Source organism: Paraburkholderia sp. D1E (genome assembly GCF_052682275.1).
In genome coordinates this window covers 2,039,097-2,063,684 of sequence record NZ_JBQYMB010000001.1, presented here as the reverse complement: position 1 = coordinate 2,063,684, position 24,588 = coordinate 2,039,097, and the positions used below count along the sequence as shown (strand labels likewise).

At 61.4% G+C, this 24,588-nt stretch carries 19 protein-coding genes; 11 read left to right on the top strand and 8 right to left on the bottom strand.

Translation table 11 applies throughout. From position 1 onward, the window contains the following. Nucleotides 1–16: 16 nt before the first annotated feature. The 3 genes from ACUN0E_RS09435 to ACUN0E_RS09425 all read left to right on the top strand — a co-directional run bounded on the left by ACUN0E_RS09435 (nucleotide 17) and on the right by ACUN0E_RS09425 (nucleotide 3,308). Nucleotides 17–361, top strand: coding sequence for a cupin domain-containing protein (locus ACUN0E_RS09435; protein ID WP_408229097.1), 345 nt, complete (start codon nucleotides 17–19; stop codon nucleotides 359–361). A 301-nt stretch (nucleotides 362–662) separates the two neighbouring features. After that, on the top strand, nucleotides 663–1,880 hold the full coding sequence (locus ACUN0E_RS09430) for a porin (protein WP_408229100.1): 1,218 nt from the start codon (nucleotides 663–665) through the stop codon (nucleotides 1,878–1,880). 69 nt (nucleotides 1,881–1,949) lie between these two features. Then, nucleotides 1,950–3,308, top strand: coding sequence for an MFS transporter (locus ACUN0E_RS09425; protein ID WP_408336297.1), 1,359 nt, complete (start codon nucleotides 1,950–1,952; stop codon nucleotides 3,306–3,308). A gap of 19 nt (nucleotides 3,309–3,327) precedes the next feature. On the opposite strand, the gene ACUN0E_RS09420 is transcribed toward ACUN0E_RS09425, so the two are convergent. Beyond that, nucleotides 3,328–4,731, bottom strand: a complete 1,404-nt coding sequence (locus ACUN0E_RS09420) for a GGDEF domain-containing protein (protein ID WP_445566402.1) — start codon at nucleotides 4,729–4,731, stop codon at nucleotides 3,328–3,330. 426 nt (nucleotides 4,732–5,157) lie between these two features. Between ACUN0E_RS09420 and ACUN0E_RS09415 the strand changes: the two genes are divergently transcribed. Next, a complete protein-coding gene (locus tag ACUN0E_RS09415; RefSeq protein WP_445566401.1) occupies nucleotides 5,158–5,487 on the top strand; it encodes a hypothetical protein in 330 nt (109 codons plus the stop codon). 916 nt (nucleotides 5,488–6,403) lie between these two features. On the opposite strand, the gene ACUN0E_RS09410 is transcribed toward ACUN0E_RS09415, so the two are convergent. From ACUN0E_RS09410 to ACUN0E_RS09385, 6 genes are all read right to left on the bottom strand, one after another. Continuing rightward, nucleotides 6,404–7,564, bottom strand: a complete 1,161-nt coding sequence (locus tag ACUN0E_RS09410; RefSeq protein WP_445566400.1) for a glycoside hydrolase family 53 protein — start codon at nucleotides 7,562–7,564, stop codon at nucleotides 6,404–6,406. A gap of 123 nt (nucleotides 7,565–7,687) precedes the next feature. Then, nucleotides 7,688–9,652 (bottom strand): beta-galactosidase, encoded by a 1,965-nt coding sequence (locus ACUN0E_RS09405; RefSeq protein ID WP_445566399.1) that lies wholly within the window; start codon nucleotides 9,650–9,652, stop codon nucleotides 7,688–7,690. A 37-nt stretch (nucleotides 9,653–9,689) separates the two neighbouring features. Beyond that, a complete protein-coding gene (locus ACUN0E_RS09400; protein WP_445566398.1) occupies nucleotides 9,690–10,541 on the bottom strand; it encodes a carbohydrate ABC transporter permease in 852 nt (283 codons plus the stop codon). Between the two features lie 17 nt (nucleotides 10,542–10,558). Continuing rightward, nucleotides 10,559–11,464 carry a carbohydrate ABC transporter permease gene (locus tag ACUN0E_RS09395; RefSeq protein ID WP_445566397.1) on the bottom strand — a complete coding sequence of 302 codons (906 nt, stop codon included), beginning with the start codon at nucleotides 11,462–11,464 and terminating at the stop codon, nucleotides 10,559–10,561. 64 nt (nucleotides 11,465–11,528) lie between these two features. Next, nucleotides 11,529–12,782, bottom strand: a complete 1,254-nt coding sequence (locus ACUN0E_RS09390; protein ID WP_445566396.1) for an ABC transporter substrate-binding protein — start codon at nucleotides 12,780–12,782, stop codon at nucleotides 11,529–11,531. Nucleotides 12,783–12,890: 108 nt separating this feature from the next. Further along, nucleotides 12,891–14,030 carry an ABC transporter ATP-binding protein gene (locus ACUN0E_RS09385; protein WP_445566395.1) on the bottom strand — a complete coding sequence of 380 codons (1,140 nt, stop codon included), beginning with the start codon at nucleotides 14,028–14,030 and terminating at the stop codon, nucleotides 12,891–12,893. A gap of 206 nt (nucleotides 14,031–14,236) precedes the next feature. Between ACUN0E_RS09385 and ACUN0E_RS09380 the strand changes: the two genes are divergently transcribed. The 3 genes from ACUN0E_RS09380 (at nucleotide 14,237) to ACUN0E_RS09370 (ending at nucleotide 19,560) form a co-directional block, all read left to right on the top strand. After that, complete coding sequence (locus ACUN0E_RS09380; RefSeq protein WP_445566394.1) at nucleotides 14,237–15,253, top strand: LacI family DNA-binding transcriptional regulator; 1,017 nt, start codon at nucleotides 14,237–14,239, stop codon at nucleotides 15,251–15,253. Between the two features lie 187 nt (nucleotides 15,254–15,440). Then, entirely contained in the window at nucleotides 15,441–17,873 is a 2,433-nt protein-coding gene (locus ACUN0E_RS09375) for a penicillin acylase family protein (RefSeq protein ID WP_445566393.1), read from the top strand. Nucleotides 17,874–18,087: 214 nt separating this feature from the next. Then, nucleotides 18,088–19,560 carry an NAD-dependent succinate-semialdehyde dehydrogenase gene (locus ACUN0E_RS09370; RefSeq protein WP_445566392.1) on the top strand — a complete coding sequence of 491 codons (1,473 nt, stop codon included), beginning with the start codon at nucleotides 18,088–18,090 and terminating at the stop codon, nucleotides 19,558–19,560. A 92-nt stretch (nucleotides 19,561–19,652) separates the two neighbouring features. Here the strand turns inward: ACUN0E_RS09370 and ACUN0E_RS09365 are convergent, their stop codons facing one another. Then, nucleotides 19,653–20,378 carry a haloacid dehalogenase type II gene (locus tag ACUN0E_RS09365; protein WP_445566391.1) on the bottom strand — a complete coding sequence of 242 codons (726 nt, stop codon included), beginning with the start codon at nucleotides 20,376–20,378 and terminating at the stop codon, nucleotides 19,653–19,655. Between the two features lie 244 nt (nucleotides 20,379–20,622). Here ACUN0E_RS09365 and ACUN0E_RS09360 point away from each other — a divergent pair, with 244 nt between their 5' ends. The 4 genes from ACUN0E_RS09360 to ACUN0E_RS09345 all read left to right on the top strand — a co-directional run bounded on the left by ACUN0E_RS09360 (nucleotide 20,623) and on the right by ACUN0E_RS09345 (nucleotide 24,559). Continuing rightward, on the top strand, nucleotides 20,623–21,972 hold the full coding sequence (locus tag ACUN0E_RS09360) for an MFS transporter (protein ID WP_445566390.1): 1,350 nt from the start codon (nucleotides 20,623–20,625) through the stop codon (nucleotides 21,970–21,972). A gap of 54 nt (nucleotides 21,973–22,026) precedes the next feature. Then, the gene (locus ACUN0E_RS09355) at nucleotides 22,027–23,244 is read left to right on the top strand and encodes an acyl-CoA dehydrogenase family protein (RefSeq protein WP_445566389.1); all 1,218 of its coding nucleotides are present in this window, start codon (nucleotides 22,027–22,029) and stop codon (nucleotides 23,242–23,244) included. Between the two features lie 86 nt (nucleotides 23,245–23,330). Then, complete coding sequence (locus ACUN0E_RS09350) at nucleotides 23,331–23,828, top strand: flavin reductase (protein WP_445570410.1); 498 nt, start codon at nucleotides 23,331–23,333, stop codon at nucleotides 23,826–23,828. 2 nt (nucleotides 23,829–23,830) lie between these two features. Next, nucleotides 23,831–24,559 (top strand): EthD family reductase, encoded by a 729-nt coding sequence (locus ACUN0E_RS09345; protein WP_445566388.1) that lies wholly within the window; start codon nucleotides 23,831–23,833, stop codon nucleotides 24,557–24,559. Nucleotides 24,560–24,588 lie beyond the last annotated feature (29 nt).

Here is a 24,588-nt window from a genome sequence, read left to right as displayed (position 1 = left end):
AAAAGGTAACGTAAAGATGAAGGTTCAAAGCATCAGGCAAAGCGTGAATCTGCAGAATCTGGAGGACTGGGGCACGGCAGGGCTGCCCGGCACGACGCCGCTTCAGGTGTCCGGCGTGCAGCGCGTCATCAAGGGCAGCGAATCCATCGACACCGGTATTTTCGAATGCACGGCCGGCACGTACCGCCGCTCGATCAAGCAGGCCGAGGTGATGCACTTCCTCGCGGGGCGCGGCCGCTTCACGCCCGATAACGAAGAGACCGTCCATTTTGCAAGCGGCGACACGCTCTTTTTCGAGGCCAATACAGAAGGGCTTTGGGAAGTCGAGGAAACGATGCGTAAGGTGTATGTGATCTTCTAAACGCAGCAAGGAGCGCCGCGCGCCGGCGCTCTTCTCCCCCGTACCATCCCCGCCTTATCCCGGCGCGCCTTGTGCGCCGCGGCACTCCGCAGTACTTCCCGCTGCCCGACCCCATGCCTGCCGTGATGCACGCCTGCAACATAGTCGGGTTATCCCGCGTTGCTCGTGAATATCAAACTGCTTACAGTCCCGTCTGTTCGTATAAAGAATCACCGTTCTTTATACGAACAAAACCACCGATAAAAAATTATCTCCGACCGGGTCGCAAAACGTCCTCAGAGGTCGAATTGGAGAGCAGTTCATGAATCGCACCATCACATTGACCCGGATCGCCTGCGCGGTCACCGCTCTCGCCAGCGCGCCGGCCTTCGCGCAAAGCAGCGTCACGCTGTACGGCATCGTGGATACGGGTATCGGCTATCAAAGCAGCCAGACTTCCCTCGGCTCGACGTCCGGCGGCAAATCGAACGTCAAGATGATCAACGGCGTATGGGCCGGCAGCCGCTTCGGCCTGAAGGGTGCAGAAGATCTCGGCGGTGGCACCAAGGCCATCTTCCAGCTGGAGTCCGGTTTCAATTCCACCACCGGCGCACAGCAGTATACGAACGCGCTGTTCGGCCGCCAGGCATGGGTCGGCGTGACGAACCCGACCTACGGTACGTTGCAGGCCGGCCGTCAATACACGGCGTATTACACGCTGCTGTCGCCGTATAGCCCGACCACGTGGCTCACCGGCTACTACGGCGCGCACCCGGGCGACGTCGACGCACTCGACACGATCTATCGCGCGAACAATTCGCTGGTCTATACGTCGCCGAAACTGTACGGCTTTACGTTCAGCGGTTCGTATGCTGTCGGCGGCGTGCCGGGCAGCCTGAACCGCGGCTCGACGTGGAGCGGCGCGATCCAGTACCTCAACGGTCCGGTCGGCGTTGCGGTCGGCTTCATGCGTATCAACAATTCGACGCTGGGCGGCGGGGCGTACGGCGCGGATTCGACCGTGTCGAACAACGGCGCGCAACCAGGCGTGTCGGCCGTGACCAACGGCTACCAGACGGCGCAGGCGCAGCAGCGCTTCGCGGTCACCGGCGGCTACAACTTCGGTAACGGCTGGGACGTGTCCGCTGCGTACTCGAACGTGCAGTACATTCCGGGTACAGGCTCGAGCTTCCGCGATACGGCGATCTTCAACACGGCTGGCGTCGTGCTGCACTGGAAGCCGACGATCGCGTGGGACTTCGCAACCGGCTACAGCTATACGCGTGCAACGAAGGCGAACGGCATCACGAGTTCGGCGCAGTACCAGCAGGTCAACCTGTCCGAGTACTATGCGTTATCGAAGCGCACGGGCCTCTATGCGTTGCAGGCGTTCCAGCGCACCAACGGCAACACGCTCGGCACGGCGGGTTCGGGCCACATCATCACGGCGACCGCAAGCCTCGGCGACGGTTTCCAGAGCGCGCCGTCGTCGTCGCGCAGCCAGTTCGCCGCCGGCGTGGGCATCGTGCACCGCTTCTGAACGGCGTACGATCGTAAAAGAAAGGAAGGCTCGTTACGACGAGCCTTTTTTCGCAATCAGGAGACCATCATGAGCCGCAGCACCGCTGTGAACGTTCAAACGTTTATCAACGAACATCCCTTCTCGCCGTTCCAGTGGCTCATCTTTTTCATGTGTTTCATCATCGTCCTGCTGGACGGTTTTGACACCGCTGCGATCGGTTTCATTGCGCCTTCGCTGATCTCCGAATGGGGTATCACGCGACCGGCGCTCGCGCCGGTGCTCAGCGCGGCGCTGTTCGGCCTCGCGTGCGGCGCGCTCGGCTCAGGGCCGCTTTCCGACCGCCTCGGGCGGCGCTCGATGCTGCTCGGTTCGGTGCTGCTGTTCGGCGTGGCCTGCCTTGCCTCGGCGTTCTCGAACAGCATCGAACACCTGACGATCTTGCGCTTCATCACCGGCGTCGGCCTCGGTGCCGCCATGCCGAACGCCGTGACGATGATGGGCGAGTATTGCCCGGATCGCCGCCGCGCGACCGTGATCAATCTGATGTTCTGCGGCTTTCCGCTGGGCGCGGCCTTCGGCGGCTTTCTCGCCGCGTGGATGATTCCGCACTTCGGCTGGCGCAGCGTGCTGCTGCTCGGCGGCATCACGCCGCTGTTGCTGCTGATCGTCCTCGTACTGAAAATGCCGGAATCGGTCCGCTACATGGTGGCCAACAGCCAGCCGGTGGAACGGATCCGTGCAGCGCTGGCGCGCATTTCGAGCGAAGCCGCGCAGGGCGGCAGCTTCGTCATGACCGAAACCGCGCCGCAAACCGGCGGCAAGGGCATGGGCGTGGTGCTCTCGCGTTCGTACATCATCGGCTCGGTGATGCTCTGGATTGCCTACTTCATGGGCCTCGTGATCTTCTACGCGTCGATCAACTGGATGCCGATTCTGCTGAAGGACGCCGGACTCACGCCGCAACGCGCGACGCTGATTTCCGCGCTGTTCCCGCTCGGCGGCGTGGGCGCCGTGCTGTGCGGCGTGCTGATGGACCGCTTCAACGCGAACCGTATCATTGCGGCCTGCTATGCGCTGACCGCGGTGAGCGTGTACTTCATCGGCCAGGCGGTCGGCAATGTCGGCGCGCTGGTGTTCATCGTATTCGTCGCGGGCGTGTTGATGAACACCGCGCAATCGTCAATGCCGGCGCTGGCTGCGGCGTTTTATCCCACCCAGGGACGCGGTACGGGCGTGGCGTGGATGCTGGGGATCGGGCGCTTCGGCGGGATCGCGGGTTCGTTCCTCGTGGCCGAACTGACGCGCCGCCACTTCACGTTTGGCGGCATCTTCGCGATGGTCGCGGTGGCGGGTCTGATCTCGTGCGTGGCCTTGCTGATCAAGCAGGCGGCGCGGCCGCATGTGGCGGCGGCGCCCGGCGCGAAAGCGGAGTCGTTTGGCCACTGAGTTGGATAGTTAAACGCTTCTATCCGGCCACCACACGGTTGCGGCCATTGTGCTTGGCCTGGTAGAGGCGTTCATCGGCGACTCGCAGGAGCGTGTCGATCGTGTCGCCGTCGCGGCCGAACTCAGAGACGCCAACACTGACGGTAACGGCGACGGGCCGCCCGGTTCCACTATAGAACTCCTCCGTAGCCACGGCGCCCCGGACGCGCTCCGCGATCGAACGTGCCACGTCTAGCGCGGCTTTAGGCAGCAGCACCATAAACTCTTCGCCACCGACTCGCGCCACACCGTCATACGGTCGAATGGCATCAAGGCATTTCTGCACGAAGCGCTGCAACACCTCGTCGCCCACCTGATGCCCGTAGTTGTCGTTGATCAATTTGAAGTGGTCGAGATCCAACGCAAGCAGCGAAAACGGCGCACCACTTCGCCTGGCTCGTGCAATTTCCGCCTCCACTTGCTGGATAAACTCACGCCGGTTCGCGGCACCCGTCAGCGGATCAGTCGCAGCGAGATGCTCAAGCTTGTGATTGGTGCGTTGGAGCTCCTGTAGCGCGCTTTCCGTGCGTGCCATCGCCTCGGCGAGGCGGGCCATCAGCTCTTCCTGGCTGTAGATCGTCGAAAAGGACCGCGTCGTGCGAAACGCTTGAACGACACCATAGCTCAGCAGGAAAAAGCCGGCTGCGAAGATCGCGTGTGCCAGCCACCACATATGATTCCAGGGCTTGCCGAGAATGAACGCGAGAGACGCAAGCGCGAAGAAGGTGATCGAGATGCCGTAGATCACCATCAGCGGCGAGCGAATGCGACGCAGCATCAGCGTCAAGACGTTCAACGTCGAGAAGATGAGCGCCCCGCCCTCCATTGAGAGTCGCACTGCGAGGTTGCCCGCAATTGGCGAGTTCGCAATGAACCCGACAATGACGTCAATCACGACGAACACAGCGATCCACGTCAGCCACGGGCGCGGCTTCGAGCGCCGCTCGACCGCGTCCGGCGCGCGGTGGTACGAGTAAAGCCCGACCAACAGCAGCACCGACATGACCAGACGCGATGCCGGTCCATAGAGCAGGAACAGCCAGATATTATGGTGAGCCATGCCGGTGAACGCGCCGTGCAGCGCATAGACCATCACAAAGCCCAGAAAGCCCAAAGTCAACCACCGCAGCAGCGGTTCACCCGACGACAGATAACAACGCCAGGTCACATAGGTGACAAACAGCCCCTCGAGCGTCGCCGCCGCAATCGCGATTTCGTGGAACACATGGTTTTCGAACTTCAGGCTCGGGTCCTGAAAGAAAGCCAGATAAGCAATCAGGTAGGCGGGAACGAGCGCAAAACCAATGACCAGCAAAGCCGAGTAGACCTTGGTCACGATCCCGATGATGCGGGGCGGTTCTTCGATTGAGATGGTCGTGCTCATGTGCCCGTCTCCGACAATATTGCTGTGGTTTTTCACATCGCCGAGCGATTGACGCGCGAATCGGCCGACTCGGACGACGGCGCCATGCCGTCGTGCAGATCCAAGCATACTGCGCAGCTGACTACCTTCAGGTGATTGGAAGTATAAGCGTCAGATTTCTTCTAGCGCCGTCTTTCATTATTTGTCTACGAAGACGGGGGGCGTCGCTACCCAATCGGTACGGACCTCATATCGCGTCGAATGCATCGTCACGGTCGCGTCAAACCCCGGCCAGACCTCGTCGCGCATTATCTTTTGAGCCTGAGTAAAAAAGCGCCGCGCCTCACTTCCCGATAAACTACGCCGTTATTTGATTCGTTTGGTTGCCGCGATGGCGGGATACCACCGCTTTTGCACAGTCGCCCATCTAACGACAGGATTCTGGTAATGAAACGTGTAGTTGTATTGGCCGTGCTCGCGGTATGCCTCGCCCAGCCGGCAGTTGAAGCCCTTGCACAGACAGTCAGCGACCAATGTTTTGCGATCGGCGATATCGCCGGGCAGGTGGCGTCGTGGCGCGCGCACAAGAAGACGAAAGAGCAGGCGCTTGATCAGGCGGCAAAGTACTACAAGGGGGAGTCCGACCGGAAGGCGGTCGCCGGCATCATCGAGAAGATCTACAGTCCCGGTGCGCCGCACATGACACCCGATCAGGCCAGCATGGCGTTCACATCGGAATGTGCAAACCAGCAGAAATCGCAGACACCCACGCAGTAGTCCCCGGGTGTCACCATTACTGAAAAAAGTGTCATTGAATTTAAGGCGATTTTTCGGGAAGAGTGGCACCGAGCGGCTAGCACATGCCGTGGAAAGTGAAATATCCGTCGTGTACTCACCGGCGCGCACGGAGTCGATAGCCGGTCGCAAGCCCGCAGCCTGCTTGTCGCCGCTCAGCGATGGGCAAGGACCGGCCACATTGAGACGCTCGACACAGCCGCCTGGATCGCTGACACGCATTAGCGGGCCCGGTTTCGGACGCAGTCGCCGGGCGCGTTAGCAATCGGTCAATCGCGAGCGCTGGACCATTGCACCCGACTTGACGACAATGCGACTGCTACCAAGGCTAACTATGGAGTTCGATTCATGGGGCGTCCAACCAGGAAAATGATCGGAGCAGCATTGGCGATCTGCGTGGTATGCATTGTCATTGGCGTTTACTACTTCAGGTGGCAAGGCGTCGACACCTCAATTGCCAATGCCCCTGACTACCCATCTGCGGGCGGTATCCGCTGAAGTCAATCGCTGCCGAACTGCGAGGCAATAGCCGCGACGCATCTACGACTTGGAGACTTTGACGGGGCGTTCGAATATCTGCTCCACCCCGTCTGGCTTCTGAGGTGTCCAATGGCGGGGAATTCGTGACGGACACCATAGCCGCGCAGATCGCTAGTTTGCATGGGTATCGACTATGCCGAACGACCGCGCTGGAGGAAACCGAAGGCCCCTTATGGGTCGACCAGCGACAGTGGCGGACGGCCGAGTCCTCGCGGGAAGCGTCGGCCGCCCGGATTTTTGCACGAACTATGGCCGTAGTTTTTCACTTACCTGGCACAGTTTTCACTTTCCGCGGCACGCGACAGCAGTGCCTGCTATCTGCACGGCTATTTCGCCACACTAGCGGCTGGAGCCACCGCTACCGCTTGCGAAACGCATCCAGCGACGTCAACGCGTTGCCGTGAAAATCAAACAACGTGTTGTTGTCCCATTGGTCACCCGCACCGACCTTCCATCCGACGTTCGGCGTCGGGATCCATTCGGGCTCCCACCAGAACACGCCTTTACCATGGCCGTCGGGTATCGCCTTCACGATATCCGTCACCGCGCCGAGAAACTGCGCCTGACCAGCCGGTGTTTGCGGAAAAGTCGTGGAGCCGGTGTTGGTCATCGAGTTCGGTTCAGAATCGCCGTCGCTGGTGGTCCACGGATACGCGGTCTCTACGACCATCACATCCTTGTCGTAGCGTGTCGCCATATCGTTCGCATTGTTTTGCAGATCGCCTAGCGAGCCTTGCCACTGCGGATAGTAGGAAAGACCAATCACGTCGAACGTGACGCCGCGCTGTACCGCGCTATCGAACCACCAGCGGCTCGTCGCATTGTTGCCGCCGCTATCGAGGTGCAGCATGACCTTGATCCGTTCATCGACCGATTTGACCGCGTCGTGCCCGGCCTTCAGCAACTGCGCGAGGTTGTCCCACTGGTCGTATTTGCCGAGCGGCCACAGCATGCCGCCGGTAATCTCATTGCCGACCTGAACCCACTCCGGATGCACGCCGTCGCGCTTCAGCATCTTGAGCACATTCGACGTGTACTCGGACAGCAGCGCACAGGTTTGCGCGATATCCTTGCCGGCCCAGTCATGAGGCGGATACTGCTTACCCGGATCGGCCCACCAATCGCTGTAGTGGAAATCGATCAGCACGCGCATGCCGAGCGCGGCGGCGCGGCGAGCCAATACGCGCACATGATCGGCGTTGTTGTAACCGGCAGCGGGACTCTGATTGGCTGGGAAAAAGTTCGGATTGCCAGGATCATTCCACACCTTGATGCGAATCGAGTCGACGCCGTGGCTCTTCAGAATGAAGAGGCAGTCCTGCGCCATGCGTTGCTCATAAAACTTCGCTCCGTTTGCTTCGAGTTCCAGCAGCGTCGACACATCCGCACCCTTCGCGAACCGGTTGCCGCGGCCTGCCAGGCCGGGTGAACCCGCCATGACAGGCGCACTGGCCACGGCGCCAACACCCGCCGCGGCTCCAGCAGATGCGAGCCATCCGAGCATTTCTCTTCTGTTCATCTGTCATCCTCCATCGATTGAATGGCGGCTCTTCTAAAGGCCGCCTGTTCCGGGTTGAAGCGCTTGAATTTCCGCCTCCGATAACGCCCTCTCCAGCTTGCCTAAGCCCATTGACGCCTGGGCTTACGCGTTCCTCCACGCACAAACATCGCCGGTTTTCAACTGCGACTGCCCGAGCACGAAAGTCGCATTGGCCAACGCGGGCGCCTGCACCTGCTCTGGACCGAAGTTGAACGCGAAGGTCAATTCGCCGCGCCGGCGAATACGCAAACCGTCAGCCAGCCGTTGCGTCTCGATGCCGGCATCCTGCGCTGCCTGCAGCAAAACCTCGCGATGCAACGCGTGCGACAGCCAACCCGCCACATAGCGAACGCTTCCATGAGTGAGAACTGCGGGCCATGAATCGTCGAACCGTGCATCGACACGTGTCTCACCATTGGCACGAACGTGTTCGCGCCAATGCATCGCGATACCTTGCGTGTCATTGATAGAAACGGCGGGCGTGAGCGTCGGGCGCAACGTTTCGACTTCGAGCACCTGCATCGGCAGAACGCGTTGCAACGCGCCGGGCGGCAGGCTCGAAGGAATGGCAAAGCTTGGTGTCTTCGAACCGCTCCTCGGACCGAATACCCATTGCGCCGAACTCTTTTCGATCTGATCGACCCATGCATCATCGATCACGGCAATGCCCGGCACCACCACCAACCGATAAGCCGAAAAATCCGCCTTGCTCGAGACGATATCGACGTCAAGGCCAAGCTCTCGCAACGCCTCGTAGTAGTCAAACACCAGTGTCTGATAATCGAAGGTCTTGCCATGACGCTGAATCTCGAACATCCATTGCGTCTCGTAGTCGAATACGATCGCAACGGCCGCGCGCGCCGGCGCGTCAAGTCCGGACAACGCTGCGCACGAAGCAATCTCGCGCGCCGCCTGCTGCACTTCGAGCCCGCCTGGCGACAGTTCGTTGTTCGGCAGATTCAAGCCGGAATGCATCTGCTCCTGCGCATACGGGCATTGACGCCAGCGGAAATACGACACCAGTTCCGCGCCGTGCGCGAACGCCTCGTATGCCCACAGCCTCACCATGCCCTTCGCCGGCACGGGATTCCACGACGCCCAGTTCACCGGCCCCGCTTGTTGCTCCATCACCCAGAAACGTCCGCCGCCGATCGCGCGATAGCGGTCATGATCGAACGCGGAGACGTCGGGATGCCCGGTGCGTGCGTAAAGCGCCTTCTGCTCTTCTGGCAGCGCGATCGACTCCGTGCGCGCGATCGGATAGCTGTCCCATGCCGCCACGTCGAGCGCGTTGTCTTCGGCAAAGCGGTAGTGATCGAAGGTCGTGAAAAAGCCCATGAAGTTGTGCAGCAAATCCGCCGTGGGCGCGTGCTGACGCAGCACTTCGATTTGCTCGCGATGGAAGCTCGCCACCTCATCCGACATGAAGCGACGGAAGTCCAGCAGATGGATCGGGTTGGCATCGGTGGGCGTCAGGTTCGGCAAGCCGATCGCCTCGAACGAGGGATACTCCATACTCCAGAACACGTTGCCCCACGCCTGGTTCAATGCATCGACACGCTCATAGCGTTGCTGCAACCACATCTGAAAACGCGTCAGTGCGGCGCTTGAATAGCTGGGCACGGTATCGTGACAGCCGAGTTCGTTATCGGTCTGCCACGCGACGATAGACGGATGCGGTCCATAGCGCTCCGCCATTGCGGTGACGATACGCACGCACTCACGCCGATATATCTCACTGGAAATATCGTAATGGCGACGCGAGCCGAAATTCCAGCGAACGCCGTCCGCACGCACCGGCAACACGTCCGGGTGGGCGTCGACCAGCCACTTCGGCGGCGACGCGGTCGGCGTGCCCAGCACGAGTTTCAGCCCCGCGGCAGCCAACGTCTCGACGGCTTCATCGAGCCAGTCCCAAGCGAATTCGCCGGCGCGCGGCTCCATCCGGCTCCACGCGAATTCGGCGATCCGCACATGCGTGATGCCGAGCTCGACCATCCGCTTTGCATCGTCGGCCCACATCGAACGCGGCCATTGTTCTGGGTAGTAGCAAACACCAAGTTGCATGAGAAAGTCTCTCTGGTAAATAGCGGAAAACGGGCGATCAACCCTTGCTTGCACCGAAAGTCAGGCCGGCGACGAAATGCTTCTGCATCAGGAAAAACATCAGCACGGAGGGCAACGCGGCAAGCACCGAACCGGCCGCAACAAGATTCCATGCCGTCGTCCATTGGCCTTTAAGCGCAGCGACGCCCACCGTGATCGGTGCGGCCTCATCGCCTTGCGTGAGACACAGCGCCCAGAAGTAGTCGTTCCAGACAAACGTGAATACGAGGATGCCGAGTGCGGCGAGCGCGGGGCGGATCAGCGGGAGCACGATGCGCAAGTAGATCGTCCATTCACTCGCTCCTTCCACGCGCGCCGCTTCGATCATCTCGAACGGCAACTGCTTGATGAAGTTGCGCAGAAACAGCGTGCAAAAGCCGGTCTGAAACGACACATGAAAAATCACCAGTGCCCACACGCTATTGAACAGCCCCACTTTCAGCGCCATGTCGCGCACTGGGATCATCAGAATCTGGATCGGTACGAAGTTGCCGGCTACAAATGCAAACAGCACCGCGGTATTGCCCGGGAACCGGTAGGTTGCCAAAGCAAAACCCGCCATCGACGCGAGCACGATCGCGCCGATCACGGACGGCACTGTAATCAGCACGCTATTGGCGAAGTAGTGAAGCATCGGCGTTTGCGTGAGCGCCGTGCCGTAGTTCTCGATTAACGCGAAATGCTTAGGCCAGCCCCAGTAGTCGCCTTGCGACAACTCGTCCGAAGATCGGATCGACGTAACGAGCACGGCCAGCATCGGCAGCAGCCAAATCAGCAGCGCGAGCGGCAAAGACGCTTTGTACAGCGCGCGATTGAGCGGTTTCCAGCGTTCGACGGGAAGTGGATACATGACACGACTCCTGGAAATCAGTGTTCTTCGCGCAGCATGCGGCGCAGATGGAACACGATGTAGACGAGCATGATGGCGAACAGCACGACGGCAATCGCCGCGGAATACCCTTCGCGGTAGTACTTGATTGCCTGGTCGTACATGTAATAGGCGAGCACGGTAGAGCTATCGAACGGACCGCCACCACTCATCACTGCGATCAGATCGAAGCTGCGCAGCGCGCCGATCACCGTGAGCACCACGGCCATGAACGTAGCGGGCCGCAGTTGCGGAAGGATCACGTGCCATAGCAGACGTACGCCCCTGGCACCCTCCATGCGCGCCGCCTCGACCACCTCCGGATTGATTCCCGTTAGACCCGTGAGATACAGCACCATGCAGAACGGCGTCTGCGGCCACAGCGCGGCGAAGATGATGCCGAAGGTGACGGTGTGCGGATCGCCGAGCACCGGAATGCCATGACCGACGATCAGCCGCAGCAGGCCAAAGCCGGGATCGTAAAACCAGCTGAACACAAGGCCGACCACCACGCCCGACAGCACGAACGGCGCGAAAAACAGCGACTTCACGACGCGCATGCCACGGATATGCTGGTTCAGATATAACGCGAACAACAGTCCGAGCGGCGGCGCCAGCAGGAACAGCGCGAGCCAGATCAGGTTGTTCTTGAGCGCCGTATAGAAGGTGTCCGCGTGGAACAGTTCGATGTAGTTACCGAAGCCCGCGAACGTCTTTGGCGTCATTCCGTCCCAGTTGTAAAAGCTGAGCGAAATACTGCTGATGATCGGGTAGACCACGCACAGGCAAAACAACGCACACCCCGGCAACAGGAAGAAAAGCGCCGCGCGATGCTGATGACGGCGCGTCGTAGAGACGTGCCGGTGCCGCGCCGCGGGTAGGCGGCGCGCTGCGGAATGAGACATGATCGGGCCTCGTCAGAGATCAAAGGCGAGCGCCAGCGGTTGCTACGCCACTGGCGCGCCAGGCTTACTTCTTGTAGATGCGCTTGCGGGTCGCTTCGAGGCGCACGAGCACGGCGTCGAGTTGCGACGGATCGCTGTAGAACTGCTGCATTGCTTTCATTCCTTCATCGGCCATTTCCTTCTGCATGTCGCGATCGTAGAACTGAGCGATGCCGCCCTTCGTATTAGCGAGCGTCTGGAAGCCGACCCTGGAAATCTCGTCTTCAGGTTCCGCCGCCTGGCTGTTCGACGGCAACTGCCCCCAGCCCTTCGCGAGATCGGCGTTGATCTGCGGCTGTTCCATAAAGGCCAGCAGCTTGCGGGCGTCGGCCTTGTTCTTCGCCTTCGCCGGAATCAGCAGCACATTGACCGGGCCGTCTTCGGCCATCGGTACGTTCGCGTCGATCACCGGGAAGCGGAAGAAGCCGGTCTGCGGCCTGATCGATGCGGGAATGCTCGCCGAGAAGAACGTGCCCATCAGCATCATCGACGCCTTGCCGTTCACGAGAAACGGTGCGATCGAATCGAGGTCGTAAGAGAGCGCGTTGTCGATGAAGTAGTGATCGTCGATCAGCGTTTTCCACGCGGCATAGACTTTCTTCACGCGCGGATCGGTGTACGGAATTTCGCCGGCCATCAACTGCTGGTGGAATACGTTGCCGTTGATGCGCAGGTCGAGATAGTCGAACCACGCGGCAAGCGTCCAGCTATCGCGTGCCGCAACGGCGATCGGTGCAACGCCACTTGCCTTGAGCTTCTTGCAGGCGTCGAGAAACTCATCCCACGTTTTCGGTTCGCCCTTGATACCGGCCTTCTCGAACAGATCCTTGCGATAGAAAAAACCGTAGGCGTCGTAACCGAGCGGCGCGGCGTACTGCTTGCCCTTATACGTCGAGGCATCTTTAACCGACGCATATTGCTGCGACCAGCCGTTCTTGCTCCAGTCGGACGACAGGTCTTCGAGCAGCCCACGTTCCGCGTAATACGCCATGCGCTCACCGTCGTGCCACGACACGACATCCGGCGGATCGGTGGCAAGCCAGCCGCCCATCTGCACCTTGTACGCTTCCTCGGTGATGTAGGTCACCTTGAGGTCGACGTCGGGATTGGCTTTCTTGAACTTGTCGAACGCGTCCTGCCACGTCGAGCGCTGATTGCCGCGCGCCGATACGTTGACGCTCAGCGTGGCCGCGTCGGCTGCGGCGCAACAGAGTGCGCCGGCAACCACCGCAGCCGCAATCGACGCGTGTGCCAGACGGCGAAGGCGAAGAGAAATCATCTTATGTCTCCTTGACTACCTTGTTGGCTGACAGCGACCCGCTGCCAGACGATGTACCCGCTCTGTGGCGGAATAGGGTTGGGTGAATCCAGCGGTACTGTGGGGGCCTTAAGCGGCGACCCGCTCGGGCTCGAACGTGCTACGCCGCAGCGCGACGCCTTCCGCATCGAACAGATGACACGCCGAAGGCGGAACGTGAATGCAGATGCGCTCGCCCGAACCGATCGGCGTATCGCCCGCGGCCTTGGCGATGAACGTGCCGGCTTCGTGATCCGCGTGAATATAGCTGTGCTCGCCGAGCCGTTCCGATAGCACCGTGACGCACTGAATGAACTGGTCGTCGCCAGCGAGGCGCAGATGTTCCGGGCGCACGCCGAGCGTGACGGGCTGGCCGCGCTGAAGACGTTCACCGTCGACATTCGCAGTCAGCCGTTCGCCACTGTTTGTCAGCGTGACGGCCACCTTGCCCATATCGATCGAATCGACCACCGCATCGATGAAATTCATGCGCGGCGAACCGATGAAACCCGCCACAAAGCGCGACTTCGGATGGTGATACAACTCCAACGGCGCGCCGGTCTGCGCGATGCTGCCGAAGCGCTCCGCGTCAGCACCTGCGTGCAGCAGCACGATTCTGTCGGCAAGTGTCATCGCCTCGACCTGATCGTGGGTCACATAGACCACGCTCGCGTTCGCAAAGCGCTGATGCAAGCGGGCGATTTCAACACGCGTCTGTCCGCGCAACGCGGCGTCGAGATTCGACAACGGTTCATCGAACAGGAACACGCCGGGTTCGCGCACAATCGCACGGCCGATCGCCACGCGCTGCCGTTGCCCGCCCGAAAGCGCTTTCGGATATCGATCGAGGAAGGCGTCCAGTTGCAGAATGCGCGCGGCTTCGCGCACCTTCCGGTCGATGACGTCCCTAGGCTGCTTCGCGAGCTTCAGGCCGAATGCCATGTTGTCGAACACGGTCATATGCGGAAATAGCGCGTAGCTCTGGAACACCATCGCAACGCCACGCGCCGCAGCGGGAACATCGTTCACGAGGCGGCCGCCGATATGCAACTCACCCTCGCTCAGGTCTTCGAGACCGGCGATCATTCTCAGCAGGGTCGACTTGCCGCAACCCGAGGGCCCCAGAAAAACGCAGAACTCATGCTGGGCAATCTCGAGATTCACACGCCGGATTACCGGCGCATGATCACCGTACGACTTCTGCACATTCGTAAGACGAATCGTAGCCATGCTGCTGTCTCCCGGATTTAACCGCTTAAATTTCTGTGAAAAATAAACGGCCAGCTCTTGTGCAGCAGGCATTTAATCGCTTAAATTCAATCTTGATGGAAAAAGTCATGGTGGGTGTCTCCCGCTGTGTTTTCCAGCAAGTTATCAATGTCGCCCGTTGCTTGCAACATTTGAAGCGCGCTCCCTGAATATGGGATAAACACAATATGGTCACCCTGTCCGAAGTAGCGAAGCGTGCGCACGTCACCGCAGCAACCGTTTCCAACGTCCTGCGCAACCGCGAAAAGGTTCGCCCGGAGACTGCCGAGCGCGTGCTGAAGGCGATCGCCGATCTCGGCTACCGGCCCAATCTGAACGCGCGCGCGCTGGCGGAGGGCCGCTCATCGACCCTGGCGTTGATGCTGTCGAACATTTCGAACCCGTTCTATCCCGAGTTCGTGCTGGCAGCCGAGCGAGCAGCGCGCAAGGCGGGGTACTTCCTGATGGTTTGCAATACTGACGATGATGCCGAGATCGGCCGGGCGTATCTGAACCAGATCGCCGGCACGCTCGCGGACGGTGTCCTCGTCATGAACACGGACATCACGATCAACGATTTGTGCGCCTCGGCCACGCATAGCGCGCCGATCTTGCTGGCCATGTGGGAGCATCCTGAAACGCCGCCCGCGCTGCCCTGCATCGCCGTGGATTTTGCCCATGCGGGCGCGCTTGCCGCGAGGCATCTGCTCGAGCTGGGTCATCGCGAGATCGGCCTCCTGATCGGCGACGGTTGCGGCGGTTTGCAGGATGCGCGCTCCAACGGATTTCGGGCGGTCATGCACGAGGCCGGGATCGAAACCGACGCTTCTGCGGTGCTGCAGATCCGCGACTCGATCGACGCCGGCTACGCCGCTTGCATGCAGTTGATGGCGGACTGCCCTCACCTCACCGCGATTTTCGCGACCAACGATCTGCTGGCGATCGGTGCGGCACAAGCGTTGATCACGCTTGGCCGCGCCGTGCCGAACGACGTGTCGGTCATCGGCATTACCGACATTCAACTGGCGCACCAGGTGCACCCCGCGTTGACGACGGTTGCGATCCAGACGGCGGCCATTGCGGAGTTGTCGGTCGGGAGTCTGATCCGGTTGATCCAGGCGCCTGAACAGCAACCGTCGATGGTGCTCGCGCCGCCGCCGCAACTTGTCGTACGCGCTTCGACGGGGCCGCGGCGGGTGCGTTGAAATAGCGCTTTTTTACTGCGCGCCGCTGACTGCAAGCCAACACGTCTGCTTCATTCCGTTTACAGTTTGCGGCAAGTACTTAAAATAAGCCGCTCGAGACAACGGCGTCTGAACGGATCCCGAGGTTGATGGCGATTCGACGGACCGCCCTCGATGCACACCGCATCGACAATCCAACGGAGGAGACATGCAGACAGGACGCAAGCTCGCAGCAGTCATCGCGTGGGCCGTCACGTGGGCCGGAACAACAGCACTGACGTGCCACGCCGCCATCGCGGATGAAGTCCCTGTGCAGACCGTCACACTCGCGGGCCTCGCGCAACCCTCGGACATTCTGATCGACCGCTGGGGCGTGCCGCACATCTTCGCGGCGAACGAAAGCGACGCCTTTTTCGTACAGGGCTTCAACGCAGCACGCGACCGGCTCTTCCAGATCGACTTATGGCGCCGCCGCGGCCTCGGCGAGCTCGCCGAGGTATTCGGTCCAGCGTATGTCGAGCAGGACAAAGCCACGCGACTGTTTCTCTACCGTGGCGACATGAACGCCGAATGGAAACGCTACGGCCCCGACGCCAGGCCCGTGGCCACGCGCTTCGCCGCGGGCGTGAACGCATACATCGACTGGCTGGCGGCGCACCCGGACCAGATGCCCTATGAGTTTCGCAAAGTCGGCTACTGGCCGGCGAAATGGTCGGCCGACGACGTCGTGCGCATCCGCAGCCACGGCCTCACGCGCAACCTGACAAGCGAAGTCGCGCGTGCGAAGGTGGCCTGCAAGAGCTCGCTCGATGCCGACTCGGTCCGCTTCGGCTTGCAGCCGGCCTGGCAGCCGCATATGCCCGAGGGACTCGACCCCTGCCTGCCGGACGATGTGCTGAAAGTCTTCACGCTCGCCACGCAAAACGTGCGCGTGACACGTGACTCGTTGAAGAGCGCCGACGCATCGACCACCGTCATTGCCGCCGCCGATAATCCCGAGGAAGTCACCGAAGGCAGCAACAACTGGGTCATCGCGCCGGACAAATCGGCCACCGGCCGCGCGATCATGGCGAACGACCCGCATCGTGCGTATGCGGCGCCGAGCCTGCGCTATATCCAGCAGATCAGCACGCCGACGCTCGACATCATCGGCGGTGGCGAGCCGTCGGCGCCTGGCGTGTCGATCGGACACAACGGCGCGATTGCGTTCGGCCTGACGATCTTCAACATCGATCAGGAGGACCTCTACGTCTACGAATTGAACCCGGCCAATCCCCATGAATATCGCTATCGGGGCCACTGGGAGCCGATGCACATCGTGCGGGAGACCATCGCCGTGCGTGGCGGCGCACCGGTCGTCGCCGATCTGGCGTTCACCCGGCATGGTCCGGTGATCTACACCGAGGACGCGAAGCATCGGGCCTTCGCCGTTCGCACCGCATGGCTCGCGCCCGGCATGTCGCCGTATTTCGATTCGGTGCGTTACATGCGCGCCAAAAACTTCGCGCAGTTCAAGAACGCGCTATCGACATGGGGCGCGCCGACCGTGAATCAGGTGTATGCGGATACGCATGGCGACATCGGCTGGGTGCCGAGCGGCCTCGCCCCGAAGCGTCCGAACTGGGACGGCCTGATGCCCGTGCCGGGCGACGGCCGTTACGAATGGGCCGGCTTCTGGCCGCGCGACGACATGCCTTCGGCCTATAACCCGAAAGCCGGCTATTTCACGACGTCCAACGAGATGAACCTGCCCGCGGACTATCCCAATGCCGAGCGAAAACTCGGCTTCGAATGGACCAACAGTTCACGGCATCAACGCATCGACGAAGTGCTCAAGGCACTGCCCAAGGTGTCGATTGAAGACTCCGAACGCTTGCAGAACGATATCGAATCGATCCCGGCCCGGCGCCTCGTCGCGCTCCTCACGCCGCTCTCGAGCGACGACCCGGACACGCGCGCCGCACTCACCCTGCTCAAGGGCTGGGATGCACAGATGCGAGCCGATTCCGCGCAAGCCGCACTCGAAGAGGTATGGCTGAGCCGGCATCTCGGCAGCGCGTTCAAGAACGCCGTCTTGCCGAAGGCAGCCGCGGCGTCGTTCGGTGCACCGGATACCGCCGTGATGCTGGACTCCCTCGAACATCCCCAGGCACGCTTTGGTGAGAATGCCGAGGCGAAACGCGACGCGGTGCTGCTGGCAAGCCTGCATGACGCCTACGGCGAGATGGTGCAACTGCAAGGCACAGATGCGAGCCGCTGGCAGTGGGGCAAGCTGCAAACCAACCTGAACGCGCATCCGTTCGCCGACCTGGTCGATGCCGACATGCGCGCCAAGCTGAACGTCGGGCCGCTCGGCAAAGGCGGAAGTGCCTACACGCCCAATCAGTCGACGTATCGCGCGAGCGACTTCCGGCAGACCAATGGACCTTCTTTCCGGGTGATCGTCGACGTCGGCAACTGGGATAACTCGCGTGCCGTGAACCTGCCGGGGGAATCCGGCGATCCCGACAGCCCGCACTATCGCGACCTCGCGCAGATGTGGCTCGACGGCCAGTACTTCCCGCTGCTTTATTCGCGTGCAGCCGTCGAGGCCGCCACCGAGAAGCGCATCCACCTCGTGCCGGGCGCGCAGACGAATTGACCTGCTCCACCGCTGCCGCAGCAGAAAATGCTGTGGCAGCGCGAAAAAAACGCGCCGCGCACCGTCAAGGGCCCCATGGGACGATTTCATTGACTGCGGCGTGCGCGTAGCATCAACGTACTAATCGCCCGCAATACACCCTACGTGCGCGGCTGCGCCGCCGCGTCGATGATTCGCCCCAGTCTCATCCAGGGCAACCCGAAGGAGCAACCCGATGTCTCTCGTATTGACTCGCAATGAACTGATTCGCCCGCAGAATCTGATCGACGGCAAGTGGATCGACGCCGCCGACGCCGCCCGCTTCCCGGTCACCAATCCGGCCACCGGCGAACTGATTGTCGAAGTCGCGAACAGTAGCGCAACGGACGCACGCGCCGCCACCGACGCCGCGTCCCGCGCGTTCCCCGCATGGCGCGACAAGCTGCCGCGCGAACGCGCGGAGATTCTGCATCGCTGGCATGCGCTGATCGTCGCCAATACCGAAGACCTCGCGAAGCTGATGTCGCTGGAACAAGGCAAGCCGCTCGCGGAAAGCCGCGGCGAAGTCGCCTACGGCGCCTCGTACGTCGCCTGGTTCGCCGACGAGGCGACACGCGTCTACGGCGATCTGATCCCGCAGCAACAGCGCGGCAAACGCATGAGCTCGGTGAAGGAACCGGTCGGCGTGGTCGCGGCGATCACACCGTGGAACTTCCCGCTGGCGATGATCGCGCGCAAGATCGCGCCCGCGCTCGCAGCCGGATGCACGGTCGTCGCCAAGCCCGCCGAAGACACGCCGCTCACCGCGCTCGCGCTTGCGGCGCTCGCGCAGGAAGCGGGCTTGCCGGACGGCGTGCTGAACATGCTGTCGGCTTCGCGTGAAGAGGGGATTGCGGCGGTCGCTGACTGGCTCGCCGACGCGCGCGTGCGCAAGATTACGTTCACAGGCTCGACGCCGGTCGGCAAGCATCTCGCCCGCGAATCGGCCAGCACGCTGAAAAAGCTGTCATTGGAATTGGGCGGCAACGCGCCCTTCATCGTATTCGACGACGCCGATCTCGACGCGGCGGTCACCGGTCTGATGGCCTCCAAGTTCCGCAACGGCGGTCAGACTTGCGTATGCCCGAACCGCGTCTATGTGCAGTCCGGCGTCTACGCGCGTTTCGCCGATCTGCTTGCGAAACGCGTCGCCGCACTGAAGGTTGCGCCCGCAACCGATCCGGACGCACAGATCGGTCCGATGATCAACGAACGTGCAATCGACAAGATTGCCCGCCACGTAGAAGATGCCGTCAAACACGGAGCAAAAGTGCTGACGGGCGGCAGGCGCCTGACCGAACTCGGTCCGAACTACTATGCACCGACGGTGCTAACCGATGCGCGGGAGGACATGATCTTCTGCTGCGAGGAAACCTTTGGGCCGGTGGCGCCCCTGTTCCGCTTCGACGACGAAGCCGACGCGATCCACCGTGCCAACGACACGCCGTTCGGCCTCGCTGCCTACTTCTACACGCAGGACGTGCGGCGCATCAATCGCGTTGCGGGCCAGCTCGAAGCAGGCGTGATCGGCATCAACGAAGGCGCCGTGTCGAGCGAGGCAGCGCCGTTCGGTGGCGTGAAGGAATCGGGTTATGGCCGCGAAGGTTCAAAGTACGGGCTCGACGATTATCTGTCGATCAAGTACCTGTGTCAGGGCGGTCTGGATTAACAGACTGCTGCGCGTTCAGCGTTTTTCGCTCTGCCGCCTGACGTTACCGCCGCACCTGGTGTGCGGCGATACGCGAAGGCGGCATTCTGCGATTACTTCTGCAGCAACGCGTCCTGATGCGCCTTCACAAGATCGGCCATGCTGTTGAAGCGGAAATCGATCTTTGGCTGCACGCCCGGATTCATCGTCGCACCGAAGCCCTGCTTGGCATGCCGCCGATAGATCCAGCACGATGCAAGACCGAATTCGTTCGCCGGCTTATGGTCATGGAACAGACTCTCGGCCGTATGCAGAATTTTTTCTTTTCTGACGCCCCGCTCGCCTAGTTTCTCCAGCATGTACTCGAAATTGCGCGGTGACGGCTTGTACGAGCCGACGTCTTCGGCCGTGATGATCGCGTCGAACTCGACCTGAAGTTTCGCGTTGCTATACGTAAAGCTTTCGTTGTCGATGTTCGACAGAATCACGAGCTTGTAGTGCTTTTTCAGGTACTGCAATGCTTCTGCCGAATCTTCGAACGCCGGCCAATTCTGAATCGACTTGCCATACGCGATGCAGTCGTCCAGCGTGAATGGAACCTGCCATTCTTCGGCGAGTCGCTTGTAGACGATAGGCAGCAGTTCCTGATAGCGCCTCGCCGGCGTGTATTTCTGCTGCGACGACTCGTGGCGCGCGTGCGCTTCGAGCACCTGGTCGCGCGTCAGCGGTTGCCTGACGCGCTCGAGAAGCGGCCGCAGCCCCTCGAAGATGCCTGTTTCCCAATCGATCAACGTTCCGTAGCAGTCGAACGTCAACGCATCGAAGTCGGTGAGTTGCATACCCGTCCCCTCAGTTGTTCCCAGGATGAAACCACAGTGTAGGGGTTTGTGGCAGCCCCCTGGTACACGCCGTCTCCCTCCCTCGTCATGCATCCCATTCATGACGCCCATTTTTGTCCCTAATTTGACCGGGTTTTCTCGCGGCTCTATGGTTCGGCCATGCCTGCCGGACTCGTATCGCCCCTCCCCGCCGATCAGCATGGCTGGGACGCGGAACCCTCAACATCGTGACCTTCCACATGCCATGAACTCTGACGCGACCGCCGCTCTCACACCTCTACCCGCTGTCCGACCAACCAGCAAGGTTCGTCGCGCAGTGACGACCGCGGTGCTCGGCCAGATCCTCGAATGGTATGACTTTTTCCTCTATGGAACCGCCGCTGCGCTGGTGTTCGGCAAGCTGTTCTTTCCGGTCGGCAGCGATCCACTGACGGGCACGATCGCGGCATTCGGCGGCTTTACGGTGGGCTTCATCGCGCGGCCCATTGGCGGCGTCCTGTGCGGCCATATCGGCGACCGCTACGGCCGTAAGACCGTCATGATGCTGACGCTGCTGGTGATGGGCACGGCCACCGTCTGTATGGGACTTCTGCCGACCTACCACCAGATCGGCATCGCGGCACCCGTCATGCTCGTGCTGCTGCGGATCCTGCAGGGCCTCGCGGCAGGCGGGGAATGGAGCGGCAGCATCCTGCTGATTCACGAGAGCGCGCCCGCCTCGAAGCGCGGTGCGCTGGCGGCGTGGAGTCCGAGCGGCGCGGCATTCGGCTTCGTGCTGTCGACCGCTGCATTCCTGCTCGTGCAGACGCTCTCACCTTCCGACTTCCACAGCTGGGGCTGGCGTGTGCCGTTCCTCTGCAGCGCCGTGCTGGTCGCGCTCGGCCTATGGATGCGCCGCTCCGTCGACGAAAGCGCGGAGTTCGCCGAAGTGAAGGCCACCCGCCGCGACAGCCGCATGCCGATCGTCGAGGTGCTTCGTCAATGTCCGCGCGAAGTGCTGACGGTGTTCGGCCTGCGCTTCGGCGAAGGCGCCGCGTCATACATCTTCTTTGCGTTCTCGATTGCTTATAGCCAGTTCATCGGCATCAAATCAAGCTGGGTGCTAGGCGGGCTGACCTTGTCGATGCTGCTTATGATCCCCGTTTCGCTGCTGATGGGACGCCTCACCGACAAAATCGGCCGCAAACCCGTCTATCTTGCCGGCGCGATCGCGATGGTGCTGGTCGCGTATCCGTACTTCACGTTGCTCGGCTCCGGCGTGCTGTGGAAAGTCATCGCGGCGCTCGTGCTCGCCAACAGCATCACGCTCGGCATTCTCGAAGGCGCACAACCCGCCTTCATCAGCGAATTGCTGCCGGTCCATCTGCGCTTCTCGGGCTTGGGCATCGGCCGCGAGATTTCCTCGGTACTCGGCGGCGGCCTCTCGCCGATGGTGGCGACCGCTTTGCTCGCCCACTATCGCAGCGCCACGCCAGTCGCCATTTATCTCGTCGTGCTTGGCTTGATCACCGTGCTCGCGACGTGTCTTGCGCCCGAGACCTTCCCCAAAGCGCTGCGACTTCAGGCGCAACGCAAAGAGCAGGACAACGCCTGACGTCCAGCCGACGCCGCGTCATCAACCCCTCATTCATGTCCCCACGTTGCCATCATGCAAAGCCTTCAAAGCAACAGTCTTTCGACCTACGCCTACGAACCTCGCGCGGTCGATCACGCGGATCCTTATCCTGAGTACGCAGGTCCGATTACCCTCGACGCGCTGATCGGCGAGATCGAGCGTCGCCGGGACGAATTCGATCAGGTGTCACATGTTCCGCGCGACATGGTCGCGAAGATGAAACGCGCGGGGATTTTCCGCGCGAGTACGCCACAGCGATTCGGCGGCGACGCGCTGCCGCCGCCGCAATTCCTGCGAATCCTAGAACGCATTGCCATCGCCGACGGCTCGACCGCCTGGGTCGCCGCGTTCGGCTCGGCGAATACTTATCTCGCCTCGCTGCCGATCGAAACGCAGCAGCACATTTATGCCACTGGCCCGGATCAGGTTTTCTCCGGCGGCCTCTATCCGCTGCAACCGGCCACCAAGGTGTCCGGCGGCTTCATGGTCAGTGGTCAATGGCGCTTTGCCAGCGGCTGCAAGGGCGCGGACTGGATCGGCGTCGGGATCGGCGGCACACCCGCAAGTTCAGGCGATGCGGGCGCGGGCAAGCCGTTCACCGCGGTATTTCCCGCGCATGAGGTGGAGATTGTCGAGAACTGGAACGTCGTCGGTATGCAGGGCACCGGCAGCCACGACTTGCGACTGCACGACAAATTCGTCGATACGCAATGGACTTTTGTACGCGGCGGCCAGCCGTTGATCGACGAGCCGCTCTACCGCTATCCCGCTGTCGCCTATCAGGCGCAAGTGCACGCCGCCGTTAATATCGGCCTCGCGCGCGCGGCGCTCGATCTGCTGACGGGCATGTCCGGATCGACCAAAACCACGACCGGCGCGCCGCGTCTCGCGGATCGGGGTTATTACCGCTCGGGCCTTGCCAAAGCAGAGGCCAACTGGCGCAGTGCCCGTGCGTTCTTCTACGAGTCCGCCGAGGCAGCATGGAAAACAATTGTTGCCGGCGACCCCGTCACGCAGGAACAGGCCAATCTGCTGCGCCTGAGTGCGACACATGCCGCGCAGGTCGGCGCCGAGGTCGTGATGCAGGCTTACCAGATGGCAGGAGTAGCCGCGATCTATCGCGAGAACCGGTTGCAGCGTCTGGTGCGGGATTCGATCGTCGTGACCCAGCACGCGTTTCTTGGCGAAGGGACTTACGACGCATCCGGCGCGCTGTTCGCAGGCGTGCCGCCGGTCACGCCTTATCCCTGATGCCCCTGGCGCAACGACTCGCACTCCACAATCACGAGGCACAGAACGTGACGATCGAAGACACCAGAAAGCGTTTCCGCGACGCCATGGCGTGCCTGCCCGCCGCCGTCAACGTCATCACCACGGACGGGCCAGGCGGTCGCTGCGGCATCACGGCGAGCGCCGTGTGCTCGGTGACGGACGCGCCGCCGACGATGCTCGTCTGTATCAATCAGGCCAGCTACGTCCACGACGTACTGCATCGCAACCGCAATGTGTGCATCAATGTGCTCGCCGCCGGCTACCAGGATCTCGCGCGTGATTTTGCCGGCATGACAGCGTGTTCGATGGACGAGCGGTTCGGACGACATGCATGGGCGAGCGGACAAACTTCCGTGCCCGTTCTCTCGGATGCGATCGCCAGTCTCGAAGGCGAAATCGTCGACATCAAGACGGTCGGTTCGCACTCCGTCATGTTCGCGCAGATCCGGCACATTGCGCTGCGATCCGATGGTGATGGGCTTATCTATTTCGGGCGGCAGTTCCATCGCCTGACGCGGCCAGCAGCGGCAACGCCATCCGTTACCGCGCATACAGGGAGGTAGACATGGAGGTCTGCCTGTTTCTTCTCGCCCACTGCGATGATGCGGGCAAAGCGCGACCACCTGTCGACCCGTTGTTGCTCGAAGCGGCATCGCGTGAAATAAAAGGGCTCACCCCAGGGCTGACGCGTTTCGTGATCCATCTCCCTGCGGAGTCGCCGGATAGCGACCCGTTGTCGAAGACCCATGCTTCGAGCCCCTGCTGCGCATTGCAATGGTATTTCGACGATCTCGGTTTGCTCGAAACAGCGCTGCAAGCCGACGGCGCGATGCACAGGATCGTGGATCGCATAACGAACGCTGCCGAAGTCAATCTCACGTTCGCACAGCAGGTCATGGCAGTCAGGCCATTCGCCACACCGAATCCAGGCGACGCCGACCCTCGCGTTGAACTGTGCACCTACCTCGTCAGCTACGAAGGCGAAGCGGAAGATTTCAACGCATGGCTGACGCACTACATCACACATCATCCGCCGCTGATGGCGCAACTGCCCGGTATTCGCGAACTGGAAATCTATACGCGACTCGAATACCGATCCGGCCTGAGTATTCCGCGCGCCACCGCCATGCAGCGCAACAAGGTCGTCTTCGACAATCCCGAAGCACTCGCCGCGGCGCTGGCGTCGCCGATCCGTGCACACATGAAACAGGATTTCAACGCATTTCCGCCGTACAGCGGACCAACCCCGCATTTCCCTATGCGCAGCATTTACGGTAATCTGAAACCGACATAAACGCCCCTCACTGCCGCGATCCGAACGTC